Consider the following 21,281-nt stretch of genomic DNA (forward strand, 5'->3'; position numbering starts at 1 on the left):
CCGGCTTCACCGCGGTTGCACCAGTCGCGCGATCCAGGCGCGGCTGTCGGCGGGGTCGATGACGTCGTCGAGTTCGAAGCTCGTCGCCGCCTGCAGGGCCTTGCCCTGCTGGTAGGCGAGGGCGACGAGCCGGTCGAACAGCTCCTCGCGCTCCCGGGGTGTCTCCGCGGCGTCGAGTTCCTTGCGGAATCCGAGACGCACGGCTCCCTCGAGTCCCATTCCGCCGATCTCCCCCGTCGGCCACGCGACGGTGAATTCGGGTGCGTGGAAGGACCCGCCCGCCATCGCCATCGCGCCGAGGCCGTAACCCTTGCGGAGGATGATCATGCCGAACGGGACGGTCAGGCGTGCGCCGGCGACGAAGAAGCGTCCGAAGCGGCGCACGGTGGCGTCCTTCTCCGATTCCGGTCCGACCATGAATCCCGGTGTGTCGCACAGACTCACCACGGGCAGCCGGTGCGATTCGCACAGTTCCAGGAAATCCGCGGCCTTGTCGGCGGCCTCGGCATCGATCGCCCCGCCGAGGTGGGCACTGCTGTTGGCGAGCACACAGTAGGCGGCGCCCTCGACGCGCATCAGGGCGGTGACGATGCCGACGCCGTAGTCCGGGCGCAGTTCGAGCACCGATCCGACGTCGGCGATCGCGTCGATCGCCGATCGCACGTCGTAGGCGCGGAGACGGTTCTCCGGCACCACATGTCGCGCGAGACGCGGGTCGGGTGCCTGCCGGTCCTCGTGCGGCGCGGTGAAGTAGGCGAGATATCGCCGGGCGACGTCCACGGCGTGCGCCTCGTCGCGCGCCGCGACGTGCACGACCCCGTTGCGGCGTTGCACGTCGATCGGTCCGATGTCCTCGGGGCGGTGCACCCCGAGCCCTCCGCCCTCGATCATCGCGGGACCGCCCATGCCGATAGTGGCGTCGGGGGTCGCGATGAGCACGTCGCACACCCCGGCGAGCGCGGCGTTGCCCGCGAAGCAGCGGCCGGAGACGACCGCGACGGTGGGCACGCGTCCGCGCAGTGACGCCATCGAGCGGAAGGTGGGCAGGTCGAGTCCCGCACCGGAACCGGCGTCGACGTCCCCGGGTCGCCCGCCGCCACCCTCGGCGAACAGCACGAGCGGCACCCGCCGCCGGGCGGCGAGTTCGAGCAGCCGATCGGTCTTGCGGTGGTTGTTGCGGCCCTGGGTGCCCGCGAGGACGGTGTAGTCGTAGGACATCACGACCACCTCGGCCCCACCGATCCGGGCGGTGCCGCCGACGAGCCCGTCCGCGGGGGTGTTCGCGATCAGGTCCTCCTCGCTGCGGCGGCCGCGCTGCGCGGCGAGGACGAGCGGTCCGTATTCGACGAAGCTGCCGTCGTCGACGAGGTCGGCGATGTTCTCGCGTGCCGTGCGTCGGCCCCGCCCGTGCCGCTTCGCCACGACCTCGGGTCGCGCCGCGTCGGTGGTGATCTCGTGTCTGCGACGGATCTCGTCGAGGTCGGCGCGGTCGGCGTCGAGGTCGACGGCGGCGATGTCGTCCGTCGCGGTCTCCGCGTCGAACAGGCGGACCACCGCGAGCACCGTGCCCGGGTCGACGGTGCGGCCCGGCTCGACGAGCACACGTTCGACCACGGCACTGCCGGGTGCCCGGATCTCGTGCTGCATCTTCATCGCGTCGAGAACGGCGAGCGGCGCACCCGCCGGAACGGTGTCGCCTGCGCGGGCGATCTCCACGACCGTGCCGACCATCTCGGCGTGCACCGCGTGTTCGTCGGCGCGCAGATCCGTGTACTCCACCGGCGCGGTCGTGGCGGTGTCGACGAAATCCGCGAGCCGCTCCCCCAGCCACGTGGTATGGACGTTTCCGGACCGGAACTCCTTGTCGTCCAGGATCTTCTGCAGGAGATCGCGGTTGGTGCCGATACCGTCGACGACGAACTCGCCGAGTGCAGTCGACGCCTTGCGCAGGACCGCCGCGCGGTCGCCGGAGCGCACGTACGCGACGACCTTGGCGAGCAGCGAGTCGTAACGTCCGGTCACCTCGAGGCCGGGCCGGCCGTGGGTGTCGACGCGGATGCCCGGTCCGGTGGGTGGTGTGAACGCGGTGAGCGTCCCGGCGGCGGGCAGGGCGATGCCGTCGGCGCGCGGCATCTCGGCGTTGACGCGCACCTGCACCGCGATGCCCTGCGCCGCCGCAGGACGTCCGCCTATCCCGCTGCCGTCGAAGGTGATTCCTTCCGGGAGACCGAGTTCGTCGAATCCCGCCCCGCGAGCGATCGCGATCTGGGTCGCCACGAGGTCGACGCCCGTCACCTCCTCGGTGACGGTGTGTTCCACCTGGATCCGGGGGTTGACCTCGAGAAACACGAAACCGTCGTCGTGGACGAGGAATTCGACGGTGGACAGTCCGTGGCACCCGACGTGCCCGATCAGCCGGACCGCCGCGCCGTGCAGCGCCTCCCGCAGGGCGTGGGGCAGATCGGGCGCGGGTGCGATCTCCACGAGCTTCTGGTGCCGACGTTGCACGCTGCAGTCGCGATCGCCCGACGCCACCGCGCGGGTACCCGACCCCGATTCGGCAGCCACGACCTGCACCTCGACGTGCCGGGCACGCTCGACGAGCGCCTCGGCGTACAGCCGGTCGTCGTCGAAGGCGGCGTGCGCTTCGGCAGCGGCGAGCCGGAGCGCCTCGTCGAGATCGGCGGCATCGCGGACCACGCGCATGCCGCGACCGCCACCACCTGCCAGTGCCTTGACGACGATCCCGCCCGGACGGTCGCGCAGGAAGGCCCGCACGGACTCCGGATCCGTCGCCTCGACGGCGGCGGTCACCGGGATGCCGAGTTCCTCCGCCACCGAGCGGGCGGCCCGCTTGTCGCCGAGGATGCGCAATGCTTCCGGGGACGGCCCGACGAAGGTGAGCCCGGCGTCCGCGCAGGCCTGTGCGAAGGCGGCGTTCTCGCTGAGGAATCCGTAACCGGGATGCACGAGCGTGCATCCCGTCGCCCGGGCGACACCGACGATCGCGTCGGGGTCGAGATAGGCCGAGGGACCGGACCCCGGCAGGGCCTCGGCTCGCGTGGCGGCGCGGACGTGCGGAGCGTCGGCGTCGTCCGTGGCGTGGACGGCGACGGTATCGAGTCCGAGTTCCCCGGCCGTGCGGACGACACGCAACGCGATCTCACCCCGGTTGGCTACGAGCAGCATCGACGATCCTTCCCTCGGCAGCGGTTGTATCCACTCCTACTCCGATGGCGCCCGCACCGCAGACCGCCGTCTCACACGACGACGACGGGGCGGTGACGTAGGGCGCGACCGAGGCCGAGCGCCATCAGCACGGACGTGATCGAGGCCGTCGCCATGATCGCGGCGAGCACGACCACCTGGAAACGTCCGGCCTCCACCGGCGACAATCCGCCGAAGATCGCGCCGACGAACGCGCCGGGCAGGGTCACCAGGCCCGTCGTCCTCGTCTGGTCGGTCGACGGGATCATCGCCGCGTGGACGGCGAAGCGCGCGGGTGAGAGGGTCGCCTGCCGCATGGTCGCGCCGAGCGCGAGCCATCCCTCCACCTCGGGCCAGTGGTCGTCGACGGTTTCGTGGAAGCGGCGACCGGCGAGGGTCGCGACCGTCATGGTGTTGCCGATGATGATGCCGCCGAGCGCGAGCGCGTAGCGCGGGGTGGCCTCCACCGCGCCGGTCGCGAAGACGATGCCCGCCGCGACGAGTACACCGGTCGACATCGCGGCGGCCGTCGCCCCGCGCACGACGGCCGCGTTCCCGATCCGCCGGCAGGCCGTCCACCACGCGACGGTGAACATCACGACGAGCACCACCGCGACCCATCGGGCGTCGGTGATGACGCCGGAGAGCACGACGCTGATGAGCGCGAGCTGGACCGCACCGCGGGCGATGGCACCGACCGGCGCGAATCGGTGCGGGACCCGGAACGCCCACAGCACCGCCGTCGAGATCACGGCGAGGGCGAGGACGCCGACGATCGTGCGGATCAGGACGGTCGGGTCGATCACAGGGTCGACGTTAACGGCCCTGGGCCGGCGTGAGGCCCTGATCGGACCCGAGAGAAGGGTGCGGACCTATCGGCGTTCGGGCGCGGCGTGCGGCAGATCCGCGGCAGACGCCACCGGCCAGCGCAGCGGGTCGGGACCGAGCGTGCGGAGCTGCTCGACCTGCTCACGGCACCACACCGAGACTTCACGGCGTCCCTCGACGACGTCCTCGGCGAATTCCGTCCAGTCGACCCATTCGGTGTCGTGCACCTCCGACGGCTCGGGGACCGGCGCGGGCCCGTCGTAGAGCACGCGGAAGACGGGGCAGATCTCGTTCTCGACTATCCCGTTGTCCATCACCGCGCGGTAGCGGAAGGACGGCAGGACCACCTCGATGTCGTGCACGTCGAGCCCGAGTTCCTGACGCAGCCGGCGGCGCACGGCCTCGGTGAGCGGCTCGTCCGGCGCCGGATGACCGCAGCAGCTGTTCGTCAGGACACCGGGGAAGGTCGACTTGTCCAGGGCGCGCCGGGTGAGCAGAACGTTGCCGTGGGGGTCGAAGACGTACGACGAGAAGGCGAGGTGCAGCGGGGTGTCGGTGGTGTGCACCGTGGCCTTCGGTTCGATCCCGACCGCGCGACCTGCGTCGTCGAGCAGCACGACCTGTTCCATGTGTTGTCCTGTTCTGTATTCGTGTCCGAATGCCGGCTCGGCCGGGCGGGCCTCACCGGCCGAGCGGCGCGGTGGGCTTCCCCAGTCTCGACCGTGAACGCAGCGTGGTCCAACCGGCCGAGGCCAGCCGTGGTGCCGCCACCGACAGGCGCCGGCGCCGCGACACGCGTGCGCGCTGGTGGAGTACCCGGTATCCGCTCTCCTCCACCGCCCGCAGGATGTCGCCGTAGAGGACGAAGGCGGTCCGCATCGCGGGACGCACCTTGGGGTCGAGCAGGTCGATGCCCGGTTCGGCCACACGGTAGATCGAACGGGTGTGCGCGATCAGGTGCGCGAGGGCGCGCTCGAGCCGCACGTCGCGCTGCCCGGTCCGGCGGCAGTGCCACAGCAGGTCCTCGTCCACGTCGAAGGCGGCGAGGATGTCGGTGGGCAGGTAGATGCGGTCGCGGTCGAGGTCCTCACCCATGTCGCGGATGAAGTTGGTGAGCTGGAAGGCCTCACCGAGTGCGGCGGCGGGGGCCTCGGCCCGTTCGCGTGCGCCCTCGATCCCGAGGATGGGCAGCATCTGCAGCCCGATGACGGCGGCCGAGCCGTACATGTACTCCGACAGTTCGTCCATCGTGCGGTACCGCGAGCGGAACAGTTCGGTGCCGGGGATGTCCATCCGCATCGATCGCAGGAAGGCGTAGTAGTACTCGTGCGGGATGTCGTACCGCTGCGTGGTGTCGACGAGGGCCCGCAGCACGAGACCGAATTCGTCGTAGGTCGGCGGCCTGCCCCCGAGCGCGTCGGACAGACGGCGTTCGAGCGCGTCGAGAACCGGCGCCGCGTCGACCGGTTTCACGTCGACGATGTCGTCGACCATCCGCGCGAATCCGTAGAGGGCGTGCACCCCGGCCCGTTTGGACGCCGGGAAGATGCGGGTCGCGAGGAAGTAGGTCTTGCCGTGACGCCGATTGAGCTCACGGCACAGCTGATACGCCTCGTGCAGATCGGGATCGATCCCGTCGAGTTCACCCATGAGCAACCGCACCTGCTTCCATCGGAATCGACATCGTCGTGGGCCCGGCAGTCGCACCACCGGAGATACGTTCTGCGGCAAGACGTCCGGAGATGAGCACGGTCGGGACGCCGACACCCGGCGTGGTACCCGACCCGGCGAGGACGACATTGTCGACGCCGTGCACGAGGTTCGGGCGGCGGAAGGGCCCGGTCTGCCGGAACAGGTGCGCCGCCGAGAAGGGGCTGCCGTCGAGCATGCCCTTGTCGGCCCAGGTCTGCGGGGTGTCGATGTGGTCGACCCGCATGGAACTCGCGAGTCCCCGGTAGCCGCGCTGCTCGAGGACCTGCTGGATCTCCCGCATGTACGGCTTGCCGAGGCGCCCCCAATCGAGGGGTGCGGCAGCAAGATTCGGGCACGGCGCCAGCACCGAGACCGGTTCGCACTCCACACCGTCCCGCACGACCCGCAGGGACGGATCGGTCACGGCGGGTCGCGTGATGAGCAGGGACGGATCGGCCATCAACCGGCCGCGGCCGCGCGGCGCGGTGATCCGCGCGAAGGTCTCCTCCCACTCGGCACCGAAATCGATGGTGTGGTGGGACTCCGGCCAGGCCTGCGTCACGTCGGTGGGCACCGTGCCGTGGAAGACGACGGCCGAAGGCGACGCGACGGTGGCGCTGCGGGCGCGCCGGCGTGGCGGAACCCCGGCACGCAGCAGCAGATCGTCGACCACCGGCAGGTCCACGGTGAGGACGACGGCGTCGGCGGCGAACTCACGGCCGTCCCCGGATCGCACGCTCGTCGCGCGGCCACCGTCGACGCGGAGTTCCGACACCTCGACGCCGGTGTGCACGGTGCCGCCGCCCCGGACGAGCGCATCGACCATCGCGGCGGCGATGGTGGACATGCCACCCTTCGGGAAGTAGACGCCGAGCGAGGTGTCCATGTGAGCGATGGCGCCGTAGACCGCCAGCGCCGTCGACGGGGCGGTGCCCGCGTACAGGGCCTGGAAGGTGAAGATGCGCCGCAACCGGTCGTCCCGGATGAACGATCCGACCCGTGATCCGAGCCGGCCGAAGCCGCCGAGCCGGACGAGGTTGGCGGTGTCCCGCAGCGCCGCGGGTGTCGACACGAGGTCGAGCGGCGAATCGAAGTTGGAGTCGATGTAGCGGTCGAACTCGGCGTCGAAGATCGACGCGAGCCAGCGGCGCAGCCGCCGGTACCCGCCGGCCTCCTCGGGACCGCACACGCGCGCGATCTCGGCGGTCATCTCGTCCGGATCGGAGTACACGTTCAGGGCGGTGCCGTCGGCGAAGCGCGCGTGGTAGCCGGGGGCGAGCGGGGTGAGGTCGAGTGCCGGGGTGGTCGAGCCGAAGGATTCCCCGACGGCCGCGAGCGCGTCGGCGATGAGGTTCGGCATCGTCAGCACGCTGGCACCGTTGTCGATGTCGTAGAGGTGCCGCCCGTCCTCGAACACCGGGTACGTACCGACGCGACCACCGACCGTGTCCTCGCGTTCGAGGACGGTGACGCGCTTGCCGGCGCCGGTGAGGTGGAGCGCCGCGGACAGTCCCGCGAGGCCCGCACCCACCACGACGACGGACTCGACGGGGCCGCCGACGGACCTCACGCCTTGCCTCCCTGCGCGCGGGGCGTCGTCTGTTCGGTGCGCGTGCGCGCCTCCATGAACAGCTGGAGGAAACCCACGGACGGGTGCGGGTGCCGATTCTCGTTCTGCCGGGCTTCGTAGTTGGGCATGATCGGTGTTCCTCTGGTCGTCGTCTGAGCCGCGTGGGCGTGCGTAGTGGTTCGTGTCGGTCGGTTCGGGTGACGGCCCTCACGCCGTCTCTCCCCGTATTCGGAGCCGGTCGTCGCGCGGATGGGTCGGGTCCGAGGATTCGTCCCGTCCCTGGACGGGCGCGATACGGTCGAGGTATGGCTGCCCGCAAGACCGCTGTGCTCCGACGGCCGTCGGAGACCGACGACTACCTCTACGAACCCGTCGATCGCAGGATCAGAGGTGAGTGGTTCGGCCGGACGGTCGTCGACAGCACCCGAGCGGTGCTGGTGTGGGCGCCCGGCAAGCCCGTCCCGTTCTATGCCTTCCCCCGCGAGGACGTCCGGCTCGACCTGATCTCGGCGTCCCTGTCGCCGAGCCGCTCCCGGCAGGACGTGTGGCAGTGGTACGACATCGTCGTCGGCGACCATCGGGCCTATTCACCGGTCTGCCAGCTCGACGTCGACGGGCTCGACGACCGTCTCGTCTTCCAGTGGTTCCGGTGGGGCGAGACCGGTCCGGGCGACGACGTCGACGAGGGCGAACGGTGGTTCGAGGAGGAGACCGAAGTGTTCACCCATCCGCGCGACCCCTATCACCGCGTCGACGCCCTGCGCAGCTCCCGGCACGTGCGGGTGGCCATCGGCGACGTCGTGGTCGCCGAGACCCGCAACCCCGTGCTCGTGTTCGAGACCGGCCTCCCGACCCGCTACTACCTGCCGCCCGAGGACGTCGACTTCTCGGTGCTCGAGGAATCCGAGTGGCGGACGAGCTGCCCCTACAAGGGCGTCGCCCGGTACTGGTCGTTCTCCGGCACGCCGCCGGCCGAGAACGTCGCATGGTCGTATCCCGAGCCGTTCCCCGGCATGGAGTACATCGAGGGATACGTGTGCTTCTACGACGACGCCGCGGAGATCACGGTCGAGGAGTGAGTGCGTCGGCTGCGGGACGCAGCGCTGCCCCGATCCCCGAGCCGCGGGCCTGGCGTGCGCTGGCGGCCCTGTGCGTGGGTCTGTTCATCACCCTGCTCGACCAGTCGCTCGTCGCGGTGTCGCTGCCGCGCATCCGCGAGGATCTGGACGCGAGCATCAATCAGGTGGTGTGGGTGTCGGCGGCCTATCTGCTGACCTTCGCGGTGCCGCTGCTGGTCACCGGTCGTCTCGGTGACCGCTTCGGTCAGCGCAACGTCTACCTGGTGGGCATGGCGATCTTCACGGCCGCGGCCTTCGCGTGCTCGATGGCTCCGACGATCGAGTGGCTGATCGCGCTGCGTGCGGTGCAGGGGCTCGGCGGGTCGCTGATCAACCCGCAACCGTTGAGCATCATCCACCGGATCTTCGCGCACGACCGGCGCGGTGCCGCCACCGGCGTGTGGAGCGCGGTGGCCAGTTCGGCGGGTCTGTTCGGTCCCGTCCTCGGTGGGGTGCTCGTCGGTACCGGCGGGTGGCGGTGGGTCTTCTTCGTCTACATCCCGCTGGGCCTGATCTCTCTGGTGATGGTCGCGCGGTACGTGCCGAGATTGCCGACCGGGGCGCGTCGCATCGACGTGCTGAGCGCCGTCGTCTCGCTGGTCGCGGTCACAGGCGTGATCTTCTCCCTGCAGCAGGGTCCCGATCTCGGCTGGACCGTGTGGGTGTGGGTCGTCCTCGGTATCGGGATCGTGGCGTTCGGGATGTTCGTGCGCCTGCAGCGGACCGCGACGGCCCGCGGCACCGAGGCGCTGGCCCCGCTCGGGTTGTTCACCCGCCGCAACTTCACCCTCGGAGTGACCGCCGTGGCGACGCTGGGTTTCACGGTCTACGCCGTGAACCTGCCGATCATGCTCTACCTGCAGGTGGGTCAGGGACTGTCCGCGCAGGTCGCAGGTCTGATGCTGGTACCGATGGGCGTGATCTCGGTGATCATGGCGCCCTTGATCGGACGGGTCACCGACCGGGTCGCGCCGGGCCGGATCTCCCGGATCGGTTTCTCCGCGATGATCGCGGCGATGTTGTCGTTCGGTGTGGCGATGCATCTCGAGGCCACCCTCGGCTGGCTCCTGATCCCGATCGTGCTGCTCGGTTTCGCGAACTCGTTGTGCTGGGCCCCGAACTCGACGATCGCGTTGCGCGACCTGCCCGGTGACCTCGTGGGCGCAGGTTCGGGTGTGTACAACACCGCCCGGCAGGTCGGTGCGGTACTCGGTGCGGCCGCCCTCGGCGCGGTGATGCAGATGGGTGAGGGGACGCTCGGCTTCGGTGCCGCGATGGGCAATGCGGTGCTGCTCCCGGTGGTCTTCCTCCTGGTGGGACTGGTGGCGGTCTCCCGTTTCCGGGAGAGTTCCACCGTCACCAGCGCAACGGGTGCGTGAGCAATCGTCATCGGCGCAACAGGTGCGTGACCAGGCGTCCGCCTTCCTCGAGCGACATGTGGGGAAGATAGGCACGACCGACCGCGATCCCGATGGTCGGCAGCGCCGCCGGGTCCGGGAACACCATGTACAGCGGGCGGTAACGGGGTTGGAACTTCGCCTTGAACGCCAGCAGCGAGCGGAATCCGTATACCGGTTCGAGCGTGCGGCCGAGCAGATCGAGCAGGGCGTCGAGGGCTCCTCGGTCGAGTCCGGACCCACTGTCCACACTCGCGAGGGGTGCCCCCGACAAGCTCAGGAATTCGAGGCCCTCGTCGGCGGCGGACCGTGCCGCGGACGCGATGAGGAATTCCATGGCCGGCCGGAAGCCGTCCGAACGTCGCCGCATGAAGTCCAGCGTCAGCCCGACCACCTTCCCGTCCCGGTGGACCGGCATCCACGACGTGATCGCATGGACGTGGTCGTTCGCGTCGACCGCGAGCAGCAACCGGACTTCGGGATCGCGCAGTTCGGCGAGTCCTCCGAGCGTGAACCCCATCTCGGGCAGTCCCTTGTCGGCCACCCATTCCTCGGAGATGTCGACGATCTGCTCGGTCACCGACAGCGGCGCGGCGGGGAAGGTCGTCCATCTCGCTTCGATCCCGTCCTTGGCAGCACGGTTGAGCGCGGTGCGGACGTCCTGGAACTTCTTGCCCTTGAAGGCGAGGTCCGCGAGATCGACGACGGTCTCCTCACCCACCTGCAGACAGGTCCAACCGTGGTCCCGGGCGATCGCCGCCGTCTCCTCGCCCACCGAGTACAGGCAGGGTGTCCATCCGTTGCCGAGGCAGTACGCCGCGAACTCGTCGATCGCCTCGGTCATCGAGGCGCGCTCACCGATCGGATCCGTCGCCGTCAGGGCGACACCCGAGTGGACCCGATACGCCACGGCGTGCCTGCCGTCGGCGCCGAACCAGTACCGATTCCCCGCCCAGGTGGTCATCCACGACATCGATCCGCCGCCCGGGTCGTGCAGGAGTTCTCGCACCCTCTGCTCGTCGCCGAGGTCGACCCCGGCAGGGGGCACGAGGAAGCTGCGCCACAGGAGCACGCAGAAGGCGATCCAGACGATCACGCCGATCCACTCGAACAACAGGGTGGCGGGGGTGTCGAGGGGCATCACGGGAGGCTCGAAGAGCTGGAGGTAGACCGGCGGAAGGAGCCGGCGCGGTGCGTCGCGGAGCAAGGTGCCGATGCCGGGATCACGATCGAACCCGTCTGCCACAAGCATGCCCACCACCACGTACGTCACGAGCGCGATGCCTGCGGCGGCTGCGGTTCCGGCCCATACCCGGCGATAGGTTCCCCGCGGTGCACGGACATCGAAGAGGGTGCGGGTCAGCAGCAACAGGGCGAGCACGGAGACCAGCGCGAGGAGTGGCGCGAGTTCCATGGATACGGAGCTGTGCCGGTGGATTCCGTACAGCAGGGAGCGGGTCTCGTCCTGTTCGGTCACGCGGACGATCGTGCTCGCGGCGGCCACGACGATCAGCACGATGTGTCCTCCGACCGAGAGGAACCATGCTGCCCGCCGCCCTCGACGCAGCCCTTCGGCACCGATCAGCAGCAGTATCGACGGCATGAGATTCGCGACGAGCGGACCTGCACCGGAGAGCCGAAGGGCCTGTTGCCCTTTCCTGCACTCGTCGTGCAGCGCGGGATCGGCACACACTTCGACGAGTTCTCGCGGGGTGTAGGGAACCTGCTCGAACAGCTCGCGTAGCGCGGACAGCGGACCGATCGAGTGCGGGGAGAGCGCCGCGAAGATCGGGCCGAGCACGCTCGCCGCGACGACGAGCGCGACGAGCGTGCGGCGTTCCCGGATGGTGCCGCCGAGCACCGGACGGCGCACACCGCGTCCGAACAGGAGCGGGCCGGCGAGCAACCCGGCCAGCGCGACGGTCACCCTGTTCACGTCCTGCAGGTGTCCGGCGAACAAGGCTGCGGTCACCAGGAACACCAGCAGGAGTGTCCGGATGCGGCGACGCCACAGGGTGCCCATCGCGGTGGTGGAGGCGAGCAGGACGCCGAGCACCCACGCCAGCGGGTCCTCGGTGAGGTGGGTGTGCAGCTCCCTGCCCCACAGGTTCGGCACCAGGGAGGCGACCTGAGCCACGAGCAATGCGAGTGCCGCGCCCAGGCCCTGTGAGACGAGCGCGGCGAGCATGAACCTGCGACTGCCGATGCGACGTTCGACCGGCACCGCGACGGCGAGGATCGCAATGCTTCCGAGCACATACTCACCGGGACCGGAGGCGAACAACCCTGAAGTCCACAGTGTCCACAGGTGGCCGTCGGTGATATTCGGGATCCCGAGCGACATCTCGGATGCCGTTGCGTGCGACGGCCCGCTCCTCACAGAACCGGTGACGACCGCCAGGAGCCAGATCAGCACGAGCAGTCCGCACGAGACGGGCGCCCGGAGCACCACCGTCCCTGTGCGGGACATCAGCACCCCTGCCCCTGTGCGGGACATCAGCTGCCGAGCCCGAGCCGTTGTGCGAGCCATGGCAACTCCTTCTCGAGCCCTGCGGACCACAGGGCGAAGCTGTGTGTGCCCGGCAGTTCGGTGAGGTGGACGTCCATCCCCGCGCTCCGAGCCGCCGAAGCGAGTTGTTCCACCCCGGCACGGTATTCGGAATCGTCGAGTCCCACCACGAAAGCACCGGCGGAATCGGGATACCGATTGCGTGCGAGCAGGTCGGCAGGATTGTTGCGCGCGAATGCTTCCGCATCACCACCGAACACGTCCCGGATCGTCGACGCCCGGTCACCGATGGTCGGCTCGGCCTGTCCCGACATGTCCAGGAAGGTCGGGTAGACGTCCGGCCGGGTGGTCGCGAGTTGCAGTGCGCACGTTCCGCCGTACGAGAGTCCGCCCACGGCCCGTGCCCGTGGGTCGTCGTCGACCTGCAGGTCGTCCCGTACCCATGCCGGAACGTCGACGGCCAGATAGGTCGCCACGTTGCCGAGATGCGAGTCGACGCACAAGGGGTTGTCGAACTGGCCTCCGGTGCCGTCCGCGAGCACGACGACCGGCGCCAGGCCGTGATGCTGCGCGGCATAGGCGTCCATGGTGGACGGGAGATGTCCGCCCACGAGCCAGTCCTCCGGACTGCCGGGCTGTCCGGCGAGCAGTACCAGCACCGGCAGTTCCGGTCGTGGATCCGAGAAGTAGGCCGGCGGGAGATAGACGCGGGCTTCCCGCGCCCGGAATCCGGAGACCGTTCCGGGAATCGTCACAGAGGTGACCGCCCCGGTCGCAGGCAGGTCGTCCGGCGCCGACCAGTCCTCCACCGGCACGGTCCGCGATGCTCGGAGAGAGGGGTCGTCGAAGGGGACGGTCCGGTAGTCGCTGATTCCGAGAACAGCCCGAACGGTGGGATAGGCGTCGTAGACCGCGTCGATCCGGCCCGCGGCGGAGATCACGACGAGTACCGCCGACACCACGAGTGCCGTCGCGACGAGTGGGCGGGCCCGGTCGCGGCGTCGCACGAACCATCGTCCGATCAGCAGCGAGACGGCGAGCAGGGCCACTGCCACCCATCCGTACACCGCCCACGGCAGACGATCCGGGAACGGCTTCCAGACCTTCTCGACCAGGAGCGCGGCCACTGCCGTCAGGCCGAGGGCGACCGTCACGGCGACGGGCACTCCCCGTACGAACCACGCCCGGTAGCGGCGGACGAGCAACACGATCAGCCCGATGACGGCGAGGATCGCGAACACCACGGTCGCCGTCGGGGTGGTCAGCGGTATCCCCAGCACCCCGTTCACCATCCCGGTCGCGGACATGGCGATCAGTATGCGCGACCCTGCAGGAAGAACCGATCAGAGAATGTAACTCTCATACTAAAGAACATAATTTACGATTACGAGAATTTGCGCTACTGTAAAACTTCATGACTGCAGCTGCGGCGGACGACGTCCGCACTATGACGCTCTCCCACCGCGAACGCAAACGCGTGCGCACGTGGACGGCGATCCACCTGGCCGCCGCCGAAGCCGCAGCACGCCACACCCGCCTGTCCGACATCACCGTCGAGACCATCGCAGAACAAGCGGAGGTTTCTCCACGCACCTTCTTCAACTACTTCCGGTCGAAGGAGGACGCCGTGCTCGGCCTGTCCTCCCCTGTCATCGACGACGCCGTCGCCGACGGTTTCGACTTCACGCCGGGCGACGATCTCGTGGAGAAGGTCGCCTTCCTGCTCCTTGCGGTCTTCCGCGCCGCGGCGAGCCGTCGCGCGATCGGTTACGACGAGTACATCGCCCTCATGGACCGCCATCCCGAGCTCGCGCGCAGACGCTTCCAGCACATCGACGACGTCGAGGCCGTCGTCGCCGAACTCGTCACCGAACGACTCGCGGCCACACCGCCCGCGGACGGAGCGCCGGTGCCCGCAAGCAACGTCGAAGGTGCGGCCGACATGATCGTCACGGTCGCCGGCGCCCTCATGCGCTCCGCGTTGCGCCCGTTGCTCACCGCCCCCGGGAAGACGGAGGCCGATGCCGATTCGGTCCTGCACCGCACCTGCCTGTTGTTCCGGGAGGTCACGCGACCGTGACCGACCCATTCCGGAACGAGACCGAAAGAGCCACGCCCGCACCGGAACAGAGCACCCCGCGGGTCACCTTCGTCTTCGCGGGTCTCATGCTCGCGATGCTGGCGGCGTCGCTCAACCAGACCGTCCTGAATCCCGCCCTGCCGACCATCGTCGGCGAACTGCACGGCGTGGACCGGATGCTGTGGGTCATCACCGCCTACATCCTGGCGTCGACGATCACCATGCCCGCCTACGGCAAACTCGGGGATCTGTTCGGTCGAAAGCCGCTGCTGCTCACCGCGTTGACGATCTTCGTCGTCGGATCGACGATCGGCGCTCTCGCCGGGGACATCACGTGGCTCATCGTCGGCCGGGCCGTCCAGGGCGCCGGTGGTGGCGGCCTGATGGTGCTGTCGCAGGCCACCATCGCCGACGTGATCCCCGCTCGTCAGCGCGGGAAGTATCTCGGCATCATGAGCAGCGTCTTCGCCCTGTCGTCGGTGGCCGGGCCGCTGCTCGGCGGATGGTTCACCGAGGGTCCCGGTTGGCGGTGGGTGTTCTGGATGAACGTGCCGCTCGGTGCCGTCGCCGTCGTCGCGGCGCTGGTCTTCCTGCGTCTGCCCCGCGTCTCCGGTTCGGGCCGGCGGATCGACGTGCTCGGCATGGCCGTGCTGTCCGTCGTCACGACGCTCCTCGTGCTCGTCGCGACCTGGGGCGGTTCACGCTATCCGTGGTCGTCGCCGGTCGTGATCGCGCTGATCGCCGCCACCACGGTCGGTGCGGTGCTGTTCGTCGCGGTGGAACGACGTGCCGCCGAACCCGTGATCGGCCTGCACCTGTTCCGCGACCGCAACTTCGATCTCGTCACCGCAGCCGGATTCGTCATGAGCGTCGCATTGTTCGGCGTTGCCGCCTACATGCCCACCTACCTCCAGATGGTCGCGGGTGTGAACGCCACTGCCGCCGGCCTTCTGATGCTCCCCATGATGGGAACATTGTTCCTGACGTCGACACTGGCGGGACGGTACGTGACGAGAACCGGCCGCTACAAACGGATCCCGATCATCGGGTCGGTCTTCGTCACGGCCGGTCTGGTGCTCCTGTCGACCCTCGGGGCGGACACCCCGATCTGGGTGCTGGGCTGCTGGTTCGCCGTGATCGGCGTCGGATTCGGCACGTCCATGCAGCTTCTCGTGCTGGTCGTGCAGAATTCCTTCTCCGTCGAGGAGGTCGGCACCGCGACGGCGGGCAACAACTACTTCCGCCAGATCGGCGCGACGCTCGGTTCCGCAGTCGTGGGCAGTGTCTTCGCCACGCGCCTGGCGGGTGGACTGTCGGGAACCGGCATCGACGATCCCGATTCGCTGACCCCCGGCGCGGTCCGGGCACTGCCCGACGCGTTCCGGCAACCGGTCCTCGAGGCGTACAACGACGCGCTCGTGCCGATCTACCTGTACATCGCGCCGCTCGTGGTGGTCGCGGGGGTCCTGCTGTGCCTCGTCGTCGAGAAGCCCCTCGCGACCACCATCGTGCGGAAGAACGATCCGGCCCCTAGCGACCCGGCAGCCACTGCATCGACTTGACGAAGGGGGCGAGCATCTTCGCCCACACCCGCCGCGGAAGTCCGCGCGGGCCGTCGAGATTGAGCAGGCGCGTCGTCGCGATCGTCTGTGCCTCGGTGTACTTGTACAGGCCCTCCGCGCCGTGGCGGCGTCCCATGCCGGAGATGCCCATACCGCCCATCGGCGCGTCGGTGCTGCCCCACGCCGGAGCGTATCCCTCGTCGACGTTGACCGTGCCGGCACGCACCCGCGCGGCAATGGCCTCACCCTGCGCCTTCGTCGCACCCCACACCGACGCGTTGAGCCCGTACTCGGTGTCGTTGGCCTCCCGGATCGCTTCTTCGACGTTCTCCACCGGATAGATCGACACCACCGGGCCGAACGTCTCGTTCCGGTAGCACTCGGCGTCCTCGGGCACGTCGGTGAGCACGGTGGGTTCGAAGAACAGCGGTCCGAGGTCGGGCCGCGCCTTCCCGCCGGCGACGACGGTTGCGCCCTTGGCGACGGCATCCTCGACGTGCCGGGTCACCGTCTCGACCTGGCTCTCGCTGATGAGGCAGCCCATCTCGGTGCCGAAGTCGTAGTCGGGACCGAGCGACATCTCGCGCACCCGCGCCCCGAACATCCGGATGAACTCGGGGGCGATCGACTTCTCGACGTAGATCCGCTCGATCGAGATGCACAGCTGTCCGGAGTTCGAGAAGCATGCCCGCACCGCGGCGTTCGTGACCTCGCGCAGGTTCACCCCGGAGGTGACGATCATGGGGTTCTTGCCGCCGAGTTCGGCGGAGAACCCGATGAGGCGCCGGCCGGCCTGCTCGGCGAGGAGACGCCCGGTCTCCGACGAACCCGTGAACATCAGGTAGTCGGTGTTCTCGACGATCGCGGTGCCCACCACGGTTCCGGGCCCGGTGACCACGGCGAAGACGTCGCGGGGAACGCCGGCCTCGTAGAGGAGTTCGACGACGGCGAGCGCGCAGTAGGGCGTCTGGCTGTCGGGCTTGAGCACCACACTGTTGCCGGCGAGCAGCGCCGGGATCGCGTCGGACACGGCGAGCGTCATCGGGTAGTTCCACGGTGCGATCACGCCGACGACACCCTTGGGATGGTGCAGGACGGTGGTCTTCGTCAGGCCCGGCAGCATGCCCGTGGCTTTGCGGGGGCGCAGCAGCTTCGGTGCGACGCGCGCGTAGAACCGCGCGGTCATCGAGATGTCGAGCACCTCCTCCTGCGCGGAGACACGGGACTTGCCGGTCTCGGCCTGCGCCATGTCCATGAGCTGCTCGCGCCGGGAGAGCACGAGTTCGCGGTAGCGGTGCATGATCGCGGCGCGCTTCTCCACGGGTAGCTTCGCCCAGGCGACCTGCGCGGTGCGGGCCCGGTCGATCGCGGCCTTCGTGTCCTCGGCCGTGCCGACCGGCACGGTGGCCAGTTCCCGTCCGGTGAACGCCTCGACGACGGGGCGGGTGGTCCGCTCGGCGGCGTCGGGGATCGCGATGAGGTCGGCAAGACGCTGGAAGGTCGCAGCGCTCGGAGCTGGCATGATGCACCCCTACCGGTGAGTAGTACTTGCGGTTTCACCAAACCTACCCGGGCGGGGTGTGTGCTGTCACACAGACGTGGGGTCGGCCCCCGCCTCGTGCTCGTGCTCGCCGCCCTTGCGCTCGGGACCGGCCTCGACGATCCGCTGGGCGACCTCGGCGAGGGGGACGTTGCTGTCCTGCGAGAGCCTGCGCAGAAGTTCGAAGGCCGCGACGGCGTCGATACCGAAACGTTCCATGATCATGCCCTTGGCCTGCCCGATGATGTCGCGGGTCGCCAGGGCGGAGGCGAACTGTCCCTGGCTGCGCGCCGCACTCATCGCCATCGCCGCGTGGGCGGCCAGGACCTCGGCGGTCGCCTCCGCGAGCGGATCGAACGCATCGGCCTCGAAGGAGAACATGTTCAGCGCACCCATGCTCTCCTGCTCGAGATACAACTGGAACGACAACGTGCTGAGTACACCCGCATCCACCGCGGCCTTCGCGAAACGCGGCCAGCGCGTCTCCGATCGAAGATCTTCCGAGCGCACCACCAGGTACTGGAAGCTCGCATCGAGGCACGGGCCCTCACCGAACTGCTCCTGGACGTCGTCGAGGTGTTCGGCGAGTTCCGAGGTCGCGGCGAGGGAACGGAACTGCTTGCGGCCGGTCACGATGAGGATGTCGGCGCAATCGGCCCCCTCCACCAGTTCGACCGCGGCCGCCGTCACGCCGCGCAGGGTCTCGTCGAGATCGGTGGGGTGGTAGAAACCGCGCGCGAGCTGCGCCATACGGCGTCCGATATCACCCGCTTCCGACGAACGTGTCATCGTTTCATCCCTTCTCCACAGAACTCGTCGCCCGCGGATTCGAGACCGGATTGCCCGATTCCGCGAGTTCTACACCGCCGCACTCCTCGTCGGAACACGGCCTCTTCAGTTTTTACCCCGATAGTCTGGACTGATGGATCCGCCGGTGACCCGGTATCTGCCCCGCGACGGTCACAATCTGGCCTACGGGGTGGTCGGAACGGGCCCGACCGACGTCGTGTGGTTCTTCGAGGTCCAGATGCATCTGGACCTGTTGTGGACCGATCCGTACATGCACTCGCTCTTCGAACGACTCGCCACCTATTCGCGCGCCGTCTACTTCCAGCGCCGCGGTTTCGGGCTCTCCGATCCCGTCGACCACGTGCCCACGATCGAACAGCAGGCCGAGGACGTCCTCGCCGTCATGGACGCCGAGCAGATCCGGCACGCCACCCTTGTCGGGATCCACAGCACGTGCGGCCCCCAAGTGCTCGTCGCGGCGACCGCCCCCGAACGGGTCAATGCGTTGATGCTGATCGCGCCGTACTGCGAACCGCTGCTCGACCACGACCGGCCACCGCACGGGTGGACGGAGGCCGAGATCGCCGAGTTCGTCGAGCTGTGGCGCGACGCCGTCCGGCACTGGGGTGAGGGACGCACGGTTCCGTTGACCGACGGCCACGTCGACAGTCCCTACAACCGCCGGTTGATGGCCATGCTCGAGCGGTGCTCCGCGTCGCCGAGCACGATGAGCGCGCACCTCGAGGCGAGCCTGCGGATCGACTATTCGCACGCCCTCGGCTCGGTGCAGTGCCCGACGAAGGTGGTGCTGGTCGCCGGGGGTTCGATACCGGTGGGTCCGGCGAGACATCTGGCCGATCTGGTGCCTCACGGAGAGCTCGTGATCACCCGGCCGTCACCGCGTGGCGCCGCGCTCGGCGAAGCGTGGTCGCAGGTCCAGACGATGGTCGAGGAACTCGTCCGCGGGTCCGTCCCACCCGTCGACGCCGGCCGGCGCTTCGCGGCGACCCTGTTCACCGACATCGTCGGGTCGACCAAGCTCCTCGCACGCATCGGCGACACCTCCTACCGGGCACTGCTCGCACGTCACGAACGCGACGTGCGGTTCGCCGTGACCGAAACGGGCGGGCAACTGGTGAGCACCGTCGGGGACGGCACCTTCAGCCTGTTCGACGGACCCGTGGCCGCCGTGCAGTGCGCGGCGCGGATCGTCGCGGAGGCCCGCCGCCTCGGGTTCGAGGTGCGCGCCGGGGTGCACGCCGGCACCGTCGAGCCGACCGGGACGGACGTCACCGGCCTGACGGTGCACGTGGGGGCGCGCATCGGCGCGGCGGCCCGTCCCGGCGAGGTGCTCGTCTCGAGCCACGTGCGTGAGCTGGCCGGTGGGTCGGGACTGCAGTTCGCCGACAGGGGATCGCATCGGCTCGCCGGTGTGCCGGGCAAGGTCCGCCTCTTCGCCCTGACCGGCGGCCGCCCGTCCCTGCAGGCACCGCGGAAGCGGGTCTCGCTCAACCCCTTCGACCGCGCCGTTCTCCGGGCGGCGCGACGCACGCCGCAGGTGCTGCGTTCGGCTGCCGCACACGCGAACGCCCGGCAGCGGCGTCGCTCGGACGACTGAACACGGCCTGCTGAGCACGAACATCGAGGACCGTTCGGCCCGACCGCGCTCACCGGATCGCGACCGCGCTCACCGGATCGACACCCACACACCCCACCCATATGGTCTGCGTCACATTCGATCGCGGAACGGTTCGCGGCAACGCGGCCGGAGGGGAGCGTGCACATGTGTGATGTTCTGGGACGGCTGCACACGGCCGGGGTATCCCGGCGAAAGTTGTTGGCCAGTTTCGCCGTCGGCGCGACGGCCGTGGCGGCCACCGCATGCAGTCCCGGTGCCGACACCGCTGTTGCGGCTCCGACACCCGATCGCCGGGTCGCGCCGGAGCCGTATCGAGGGCAACGGACACGCCTGGTCCTGCTCGGCACCTCGGGTGGTCCTCCCTACTGGCCCGGGAGCGAACGCGAAGGCATCTCCTCCGCCGTCGTGGTCGGAGACCGGTACTACCTCGTCGACGCCGGTCACGGTGTCATGCGACGCCTACGCGGGGCGGAACTCGGACCCAACTTCGCCACCGACCTCGACGGCCCCCTCGACGCGCTGGGCGGCATCTTCCTGACGCATCTCCATTCCGATCACGTTGTCGACCTCAACAACATCCTCACCGAGGGGATCTACAACGGACTGCAGCACGTGGAGAAGATCCCCGTCTACGGCCCGGGCAATCGCGGAGTACTTCCACCCCTGTTCGGGGAGGGCCCCGCACCGGAACCCGTGGCACCGGGCAATCCCACACCGGGCACCCGGGAGATGACCGACCTGCTCGTGCAGGCGTTCGCCACCGACTTCAACGACCGCCTGTTCGACAACCGTAAGCCCGCCCCCGACGCCTTGTGGGAGGCCTTCGACGTTCCGGTACCGGCGCAGTATCTCGCCGATCCGAACGGTAATCCCTGCCCGGACATGGAACCGTTCACCTTCTTCGAGGACGACCGCGTCCGGGTGTCCGCGATCCTGGTCGACCACGCTCCCGTCTTTCCCGCTCTCGCCTACCGTTTCGACAGCGACGACGGGTCGATCGTCTTCTCCGGGGACACCGGCCCCACCCCCAATCTCGTGAAACTCGCACGGGGAGCGGACGTTCTGGTGCATGAGGTGATCGACCCCGCCTGGCCGGAATCGTTGTTCCCCGAACCCCGCACGGATGCTCAGGAAGGGCTCTACCAGCACCTCATCCAATCCCACACCCTCATTGAGGATCTCGGTCCGATCGCCCAGGAAGCCGGCGTGGGAACCTTGGTGCTCTCGCACATGGTCCCGGGCAATCGCCCCGATTCCACTTGGGAAGGATGCGGCGCCGGATTCGACGGGCGCCTGGTCATCGGCCACGACCTCGACGTGGTCGGCGTCGGAGCCCCCGCCTGACCCACG

At 69.1% G+C, this 21,281-nt stretch carries 16 protein-coding genes; 6 read left to right on the forward strand and 10 right to left on the reverse strand.

What is annotated here, in order from left to right; all coding sequences use genetic code 11:
- Positions 1-6 precede the first annotated feature (6 nt).
- The 6 genes from ACPCXD_RS11260 to ACPCXD_RS11285 form a co-directional block, all read right to left on the reverse strand.
- Complete coding sequence (locus tag ACPCXD_RS11260; RefSeq protein WP_423659577.1) at positions 7-3,189, reverse strand: acetyl-CoA carboxylase family protein; 3,183 nt, start codon at positions 3,187-3,189, stop codon at positions 7-9.
- Positions 3,190-3,260: 71 nt separating this feature from the next.
- Positions 3,261-4,013, reverse strand: coding sequence for an ABC transporter permease (locus ACPCXD_RS11265; RefSeq protein WP_423659579.1), 753 nt, complete (start codon positions 4,011-4,013; stop codon positions 3,261-3,263).
- Positions 4,014-4,079: 66 nt separating this feature from the next.
- Entirely contained in the window at positions 4,080-4,664 is a 585-nt protein-coding gene (gene idi / locus ACPCXD_RS11270; RefSeq protein ID WP_016695396.1) for an isopentenyl-diphosphate Delta-isomerase, read from the reverse strand.
- Positions 4,665-4,716: 52 nt separating this feature from the next.
- The gene (locus ACPCXD_RS11275; RefSeq protein WP_145690292.1) at positions 4,717-5,685 is read right to left on the reverse strand and encodes a phytoene/squalene synthase family protein; all 969 of its coding nucleotides are present in this window, start codon (positions 5,683-5,685) and stop codon (positions 4,717-4,719) included.
- Complete coding sequence (gene crtI, locus ACPCXD_RS11280) at positions 5,678-7,297, reverse strand: phytoene desaturase family protein (RefSeq protein WP_145690294.1); 1,620 nt, start codon at positions 7,295-7,297, stop codon at positions 5,678-5,680. The genes ACPCXD_RS11275 and crtI overlap by 8 nt, the downstream gene beginning before the upstream one ends.
- Positions 7,294-7,425: a hypothetical protein gene (locus ACPCXD_RS11285; RefSeq protein ID WP_257785283.1), complete on the reverse strand. Its 132-nt coding sequence runs from the start codon at positions 7,423-7,425 to the stop codon at positions 7,294-7,296. Before ACPCXD_RS11285 ends, crtI begins: the two co-directional genes overlap by 4 nt.
- A gap of 177 nt (positions 7,426-7,602) precedes the next feature.
- Between ACPCXD_RS11285 and ACPCXD_RS11290 the strand changes: the two genes are divergently transcribed.
- On the forward strand, positions 7,603-8,376 hold the full coding sequence (locus tag ACPCXD_RS11290; RefSeq protein ID WP_016695392.1) for a DUF427 domain-containing protein: 774 nt from the start codon (positions 7,603-7,605) through the stop codon (positions 8,374-8,376).
- Positions 8,373-9,794 (forward strand): DHA2 family efflux MFS transporter permease subunit, encoded by a 1,422-nt coding sequence (locus ACPCXD_RS11295; protein WP_016695391.1) that lies wholly within the window; start codon positions 8,373-8,375, stop codon positions 9,792-9,794. The genes ACPCXD_RS11290 and ACPCXD_RS11295 overlap by 4 nt, the downstream gene beginning before the upstream one ends.
- A gap of 7 nt (positions 9,795-9,801) precedes the next feature.
- Here the strand turns inward: ACPCXD_RS11295 and ACPCXD_RS11300 are convergent, their stop codons facing one another.
- Together ACPCXD_RS11300 and ACPCXD_RS11305 are read right to left on the reverse strand one after the other, a co-directional pair.
- Positions 9,802-12,282 carry an MprF family protein gene (locus tag ACPCXD_RS11300; protein WP_390889732.1) on the reverse strand — a complete coding sequence of 827 codons (2,481 nt, stop codon included), beginning with the start codon at positions 12,280-12,282 and terminating at the stop codon, positions 9,802-9,804.
- Positions 12,283-12,308: 26 nt separating this feature from the next.
- Positions 12,309-13,628 carry an alpha/beta hydrolase gene (locus tag ACPCXD_RS11305; protein ID WP_016695389.1) on the reverse strand — a complete coding sequence of 440 codons (1,320 nt, stop codon included), beginning with the start codon at positions 13,626-13,628 and terminating at the stop codon, positions 12,309-12,311.
- A gap of 107 nt (positions 13,629-13,735) precedes the next feature.
- Here ACPCXD_RS11305 and ACPCXD_RS11310 point away from each other — a divergent pair, with 107 nt between their 5' ends.
- Entirely contained in the window at positions 13,736-14,401 is a 666-nt protein-coding gene (locus ACPCXD_RS11310) for a TetR/AcrR family transcriptional regulator (RefSeq protein WP_016695388.1), read from the forward strand.
- The gene (locus ACPCXD_RS11315) at positions 14,398-15,963 is read left to right on the forward strand and encodes an MDR family MFS transporter (RefSeq protein ID WP_016695387.1); all 1,566 of its coding nucleotides are present in this window, start codon (positions 14,398-14,400) and stop codon (positions 15,961-15,963) included. Before ACPCXD_RS11310 ends, ACPCXD_RS11315 begins: the two co-directional genes overlap by 4 nt.
- Here the strand turns inward: ACPCXD_RS11315 and ACPCXD_RS11320 are convergent.
- Together ACPCXD_RS11320 and ACPCXD_RS11325 are read right to left on the reverse strand one after the other, a co-directional pair.
- A complete protein-coding gene (locus ACPCXD_RS11320) occupies positions 15,932-17,485 on the reverse strand; it encodes a succinic semialdehyde dehydrogenase (protein ID WP_145690295.1) in 1,554 nt (517 codons plus the stop codon). The genes ACPCXD_RS11315 and ACPCXD_RS11320 overlap by 32 nt on opposite strands.
- Positions 17,486-17,551: 66 nt before the next feature.
- On the reverse strand, positions 17,552-18,292 hold the full coding sequence (locus ACPCXD_RS11325; RefSeq protein WP_423659584.1) for a GAF and ANTAR domain-containing protein: 741 nt from the start codon (positions 18,290-18,292) through the stop codon (positions 17,552-17,554).
- A gap of 133 nt (positions 18,293-18,425) precedes the next feature.
- Between ACPCXD_RS11325 and ACPCXD_RS11330 the strand changes: the two genes are divergently transcribed.
- Both ACPCXD_RS11330 and ACPCXD_RS11335 read left to right on the forward strand, forming a co-directional pair.
- Positions 18,426-19,910 (forward strand): adenylate/guanylate cyclase domain-containing protein, encoded by a 1,485-nt coding sequence (locus ACPCXD_RS11330; protein WP_106200855.1) that lies wholly within the window; start codon positions 18,426-18,428, stop codon positions 19,908-19,910.
- Between the two features lie 216 nt (positions 19,911-20,126).
- A complete protein-coding gene (locus ACPCXD_RS11335; protein WP_423659587.1) occupies positions 20,127-21,275 on the forward strand; it encodes an MBL fold metallo-hydrolase in 1,149 nt (382 codons plus the stop codon).
- Positions 21,276-21,281: the final 6 nt, after the last annotated feature.

The organism is Rhodococcus sp. AB351, assembly GCF_049538275.1.
In the GTDB taxonomy this organism is placed as follows: Bacteria; Actinomycetota; Actinomycetes; order Mycobacteriales; family Mycobacteriaceae; genus Rhodococcus.

What these genes read in the sequence shown, in the direction of transcription:
- ACPCXD_RS11260 (WP_423659577.1), bottom strand. Translation starts at nt 3,189, where the DNA reads ATGCTGCTCGTAGCCAACCGGGGTGAGATCGCGTTGCGTGTCGTCCGC.
- idi (WP_016695396.1), bottom strand. Translation starts at nt 4,664, where the DNA reads ATGGAACAGGTCGTGCTGCTCGACGACGCAGGTCGCGCGGTCGGGATC.
- ACPCXD_RS11275 (WP_145690292.1), bottom strand. Translation starts at nt 5,685, where the DNA reads ATGGGTGAACTCGACGGGATCGATCCCGATCTGCACGAGGCGTATCAG.
- ACPCXD_RS11285 (WP_257785283.1), bottom strand. Translation starts at nt 7,425, where the DNA reads ATGCCCAACTACGAAGCCCGGCAGAACGAGAATCGGCACCCGCACCCG.
- ACPCXD_RS11290 (WP_016695392.1), top strand. Translation starts at nt 7,603, where the DNA reads ATGGCTGCCCGCAAGACCGCTGTGCTCCGACGGCCGTCGGAGACCGAC.
- ACPCXD_RS11300 (WP_390889732.1), bottom strand. Translation starts at nt 12,282, where the DNA reads ATGTCCCGCACAGGGACGGTGGTGCTCCGGGCGCCCGTCTCGTGCGGA.
- ACPCXD_RS11305 (WP_016695389.1), bottom strand. Translation starts at nt 13,628, where the DNA reads ATGTCCGCGACCGGGATGGTGAACGGGGTGCTGGGGATACCGCTGACC.
- ACPCXD_RS11310 (WP_016695388.1), top strand. Translation starts at nt 13,736, where the DNA reads ATGACTGCAGCTGCGGCGGACGACGTCCGCACTATGACGCTCTCCCAC.
- ACPCXD_RS11320 (WP_145690295.1), bottom strand. Translation starts at nt 17,485, where the DNA reads ATGCCAGCTCCGAGCGCTGCGACCTTCCAGCGTCTTGCCGACCTCATC.
- ACPCXD_RS11325 (WP_423659584.1), bottom strand. Translation starts at nt 18,292, where the DNA reads ATGACACGTTCGTCGGAAGCGGGTGATATCGGACGCCGTATGGCGCAG.
- ACPCXD_RS11330 (WP_106200855.1), top strand. Translation starts at nt 18,426, where the DNA reads ATGGATCCGCCGGTGACCCGGTATCTGCCCCGCGACGGTCACAATCTG.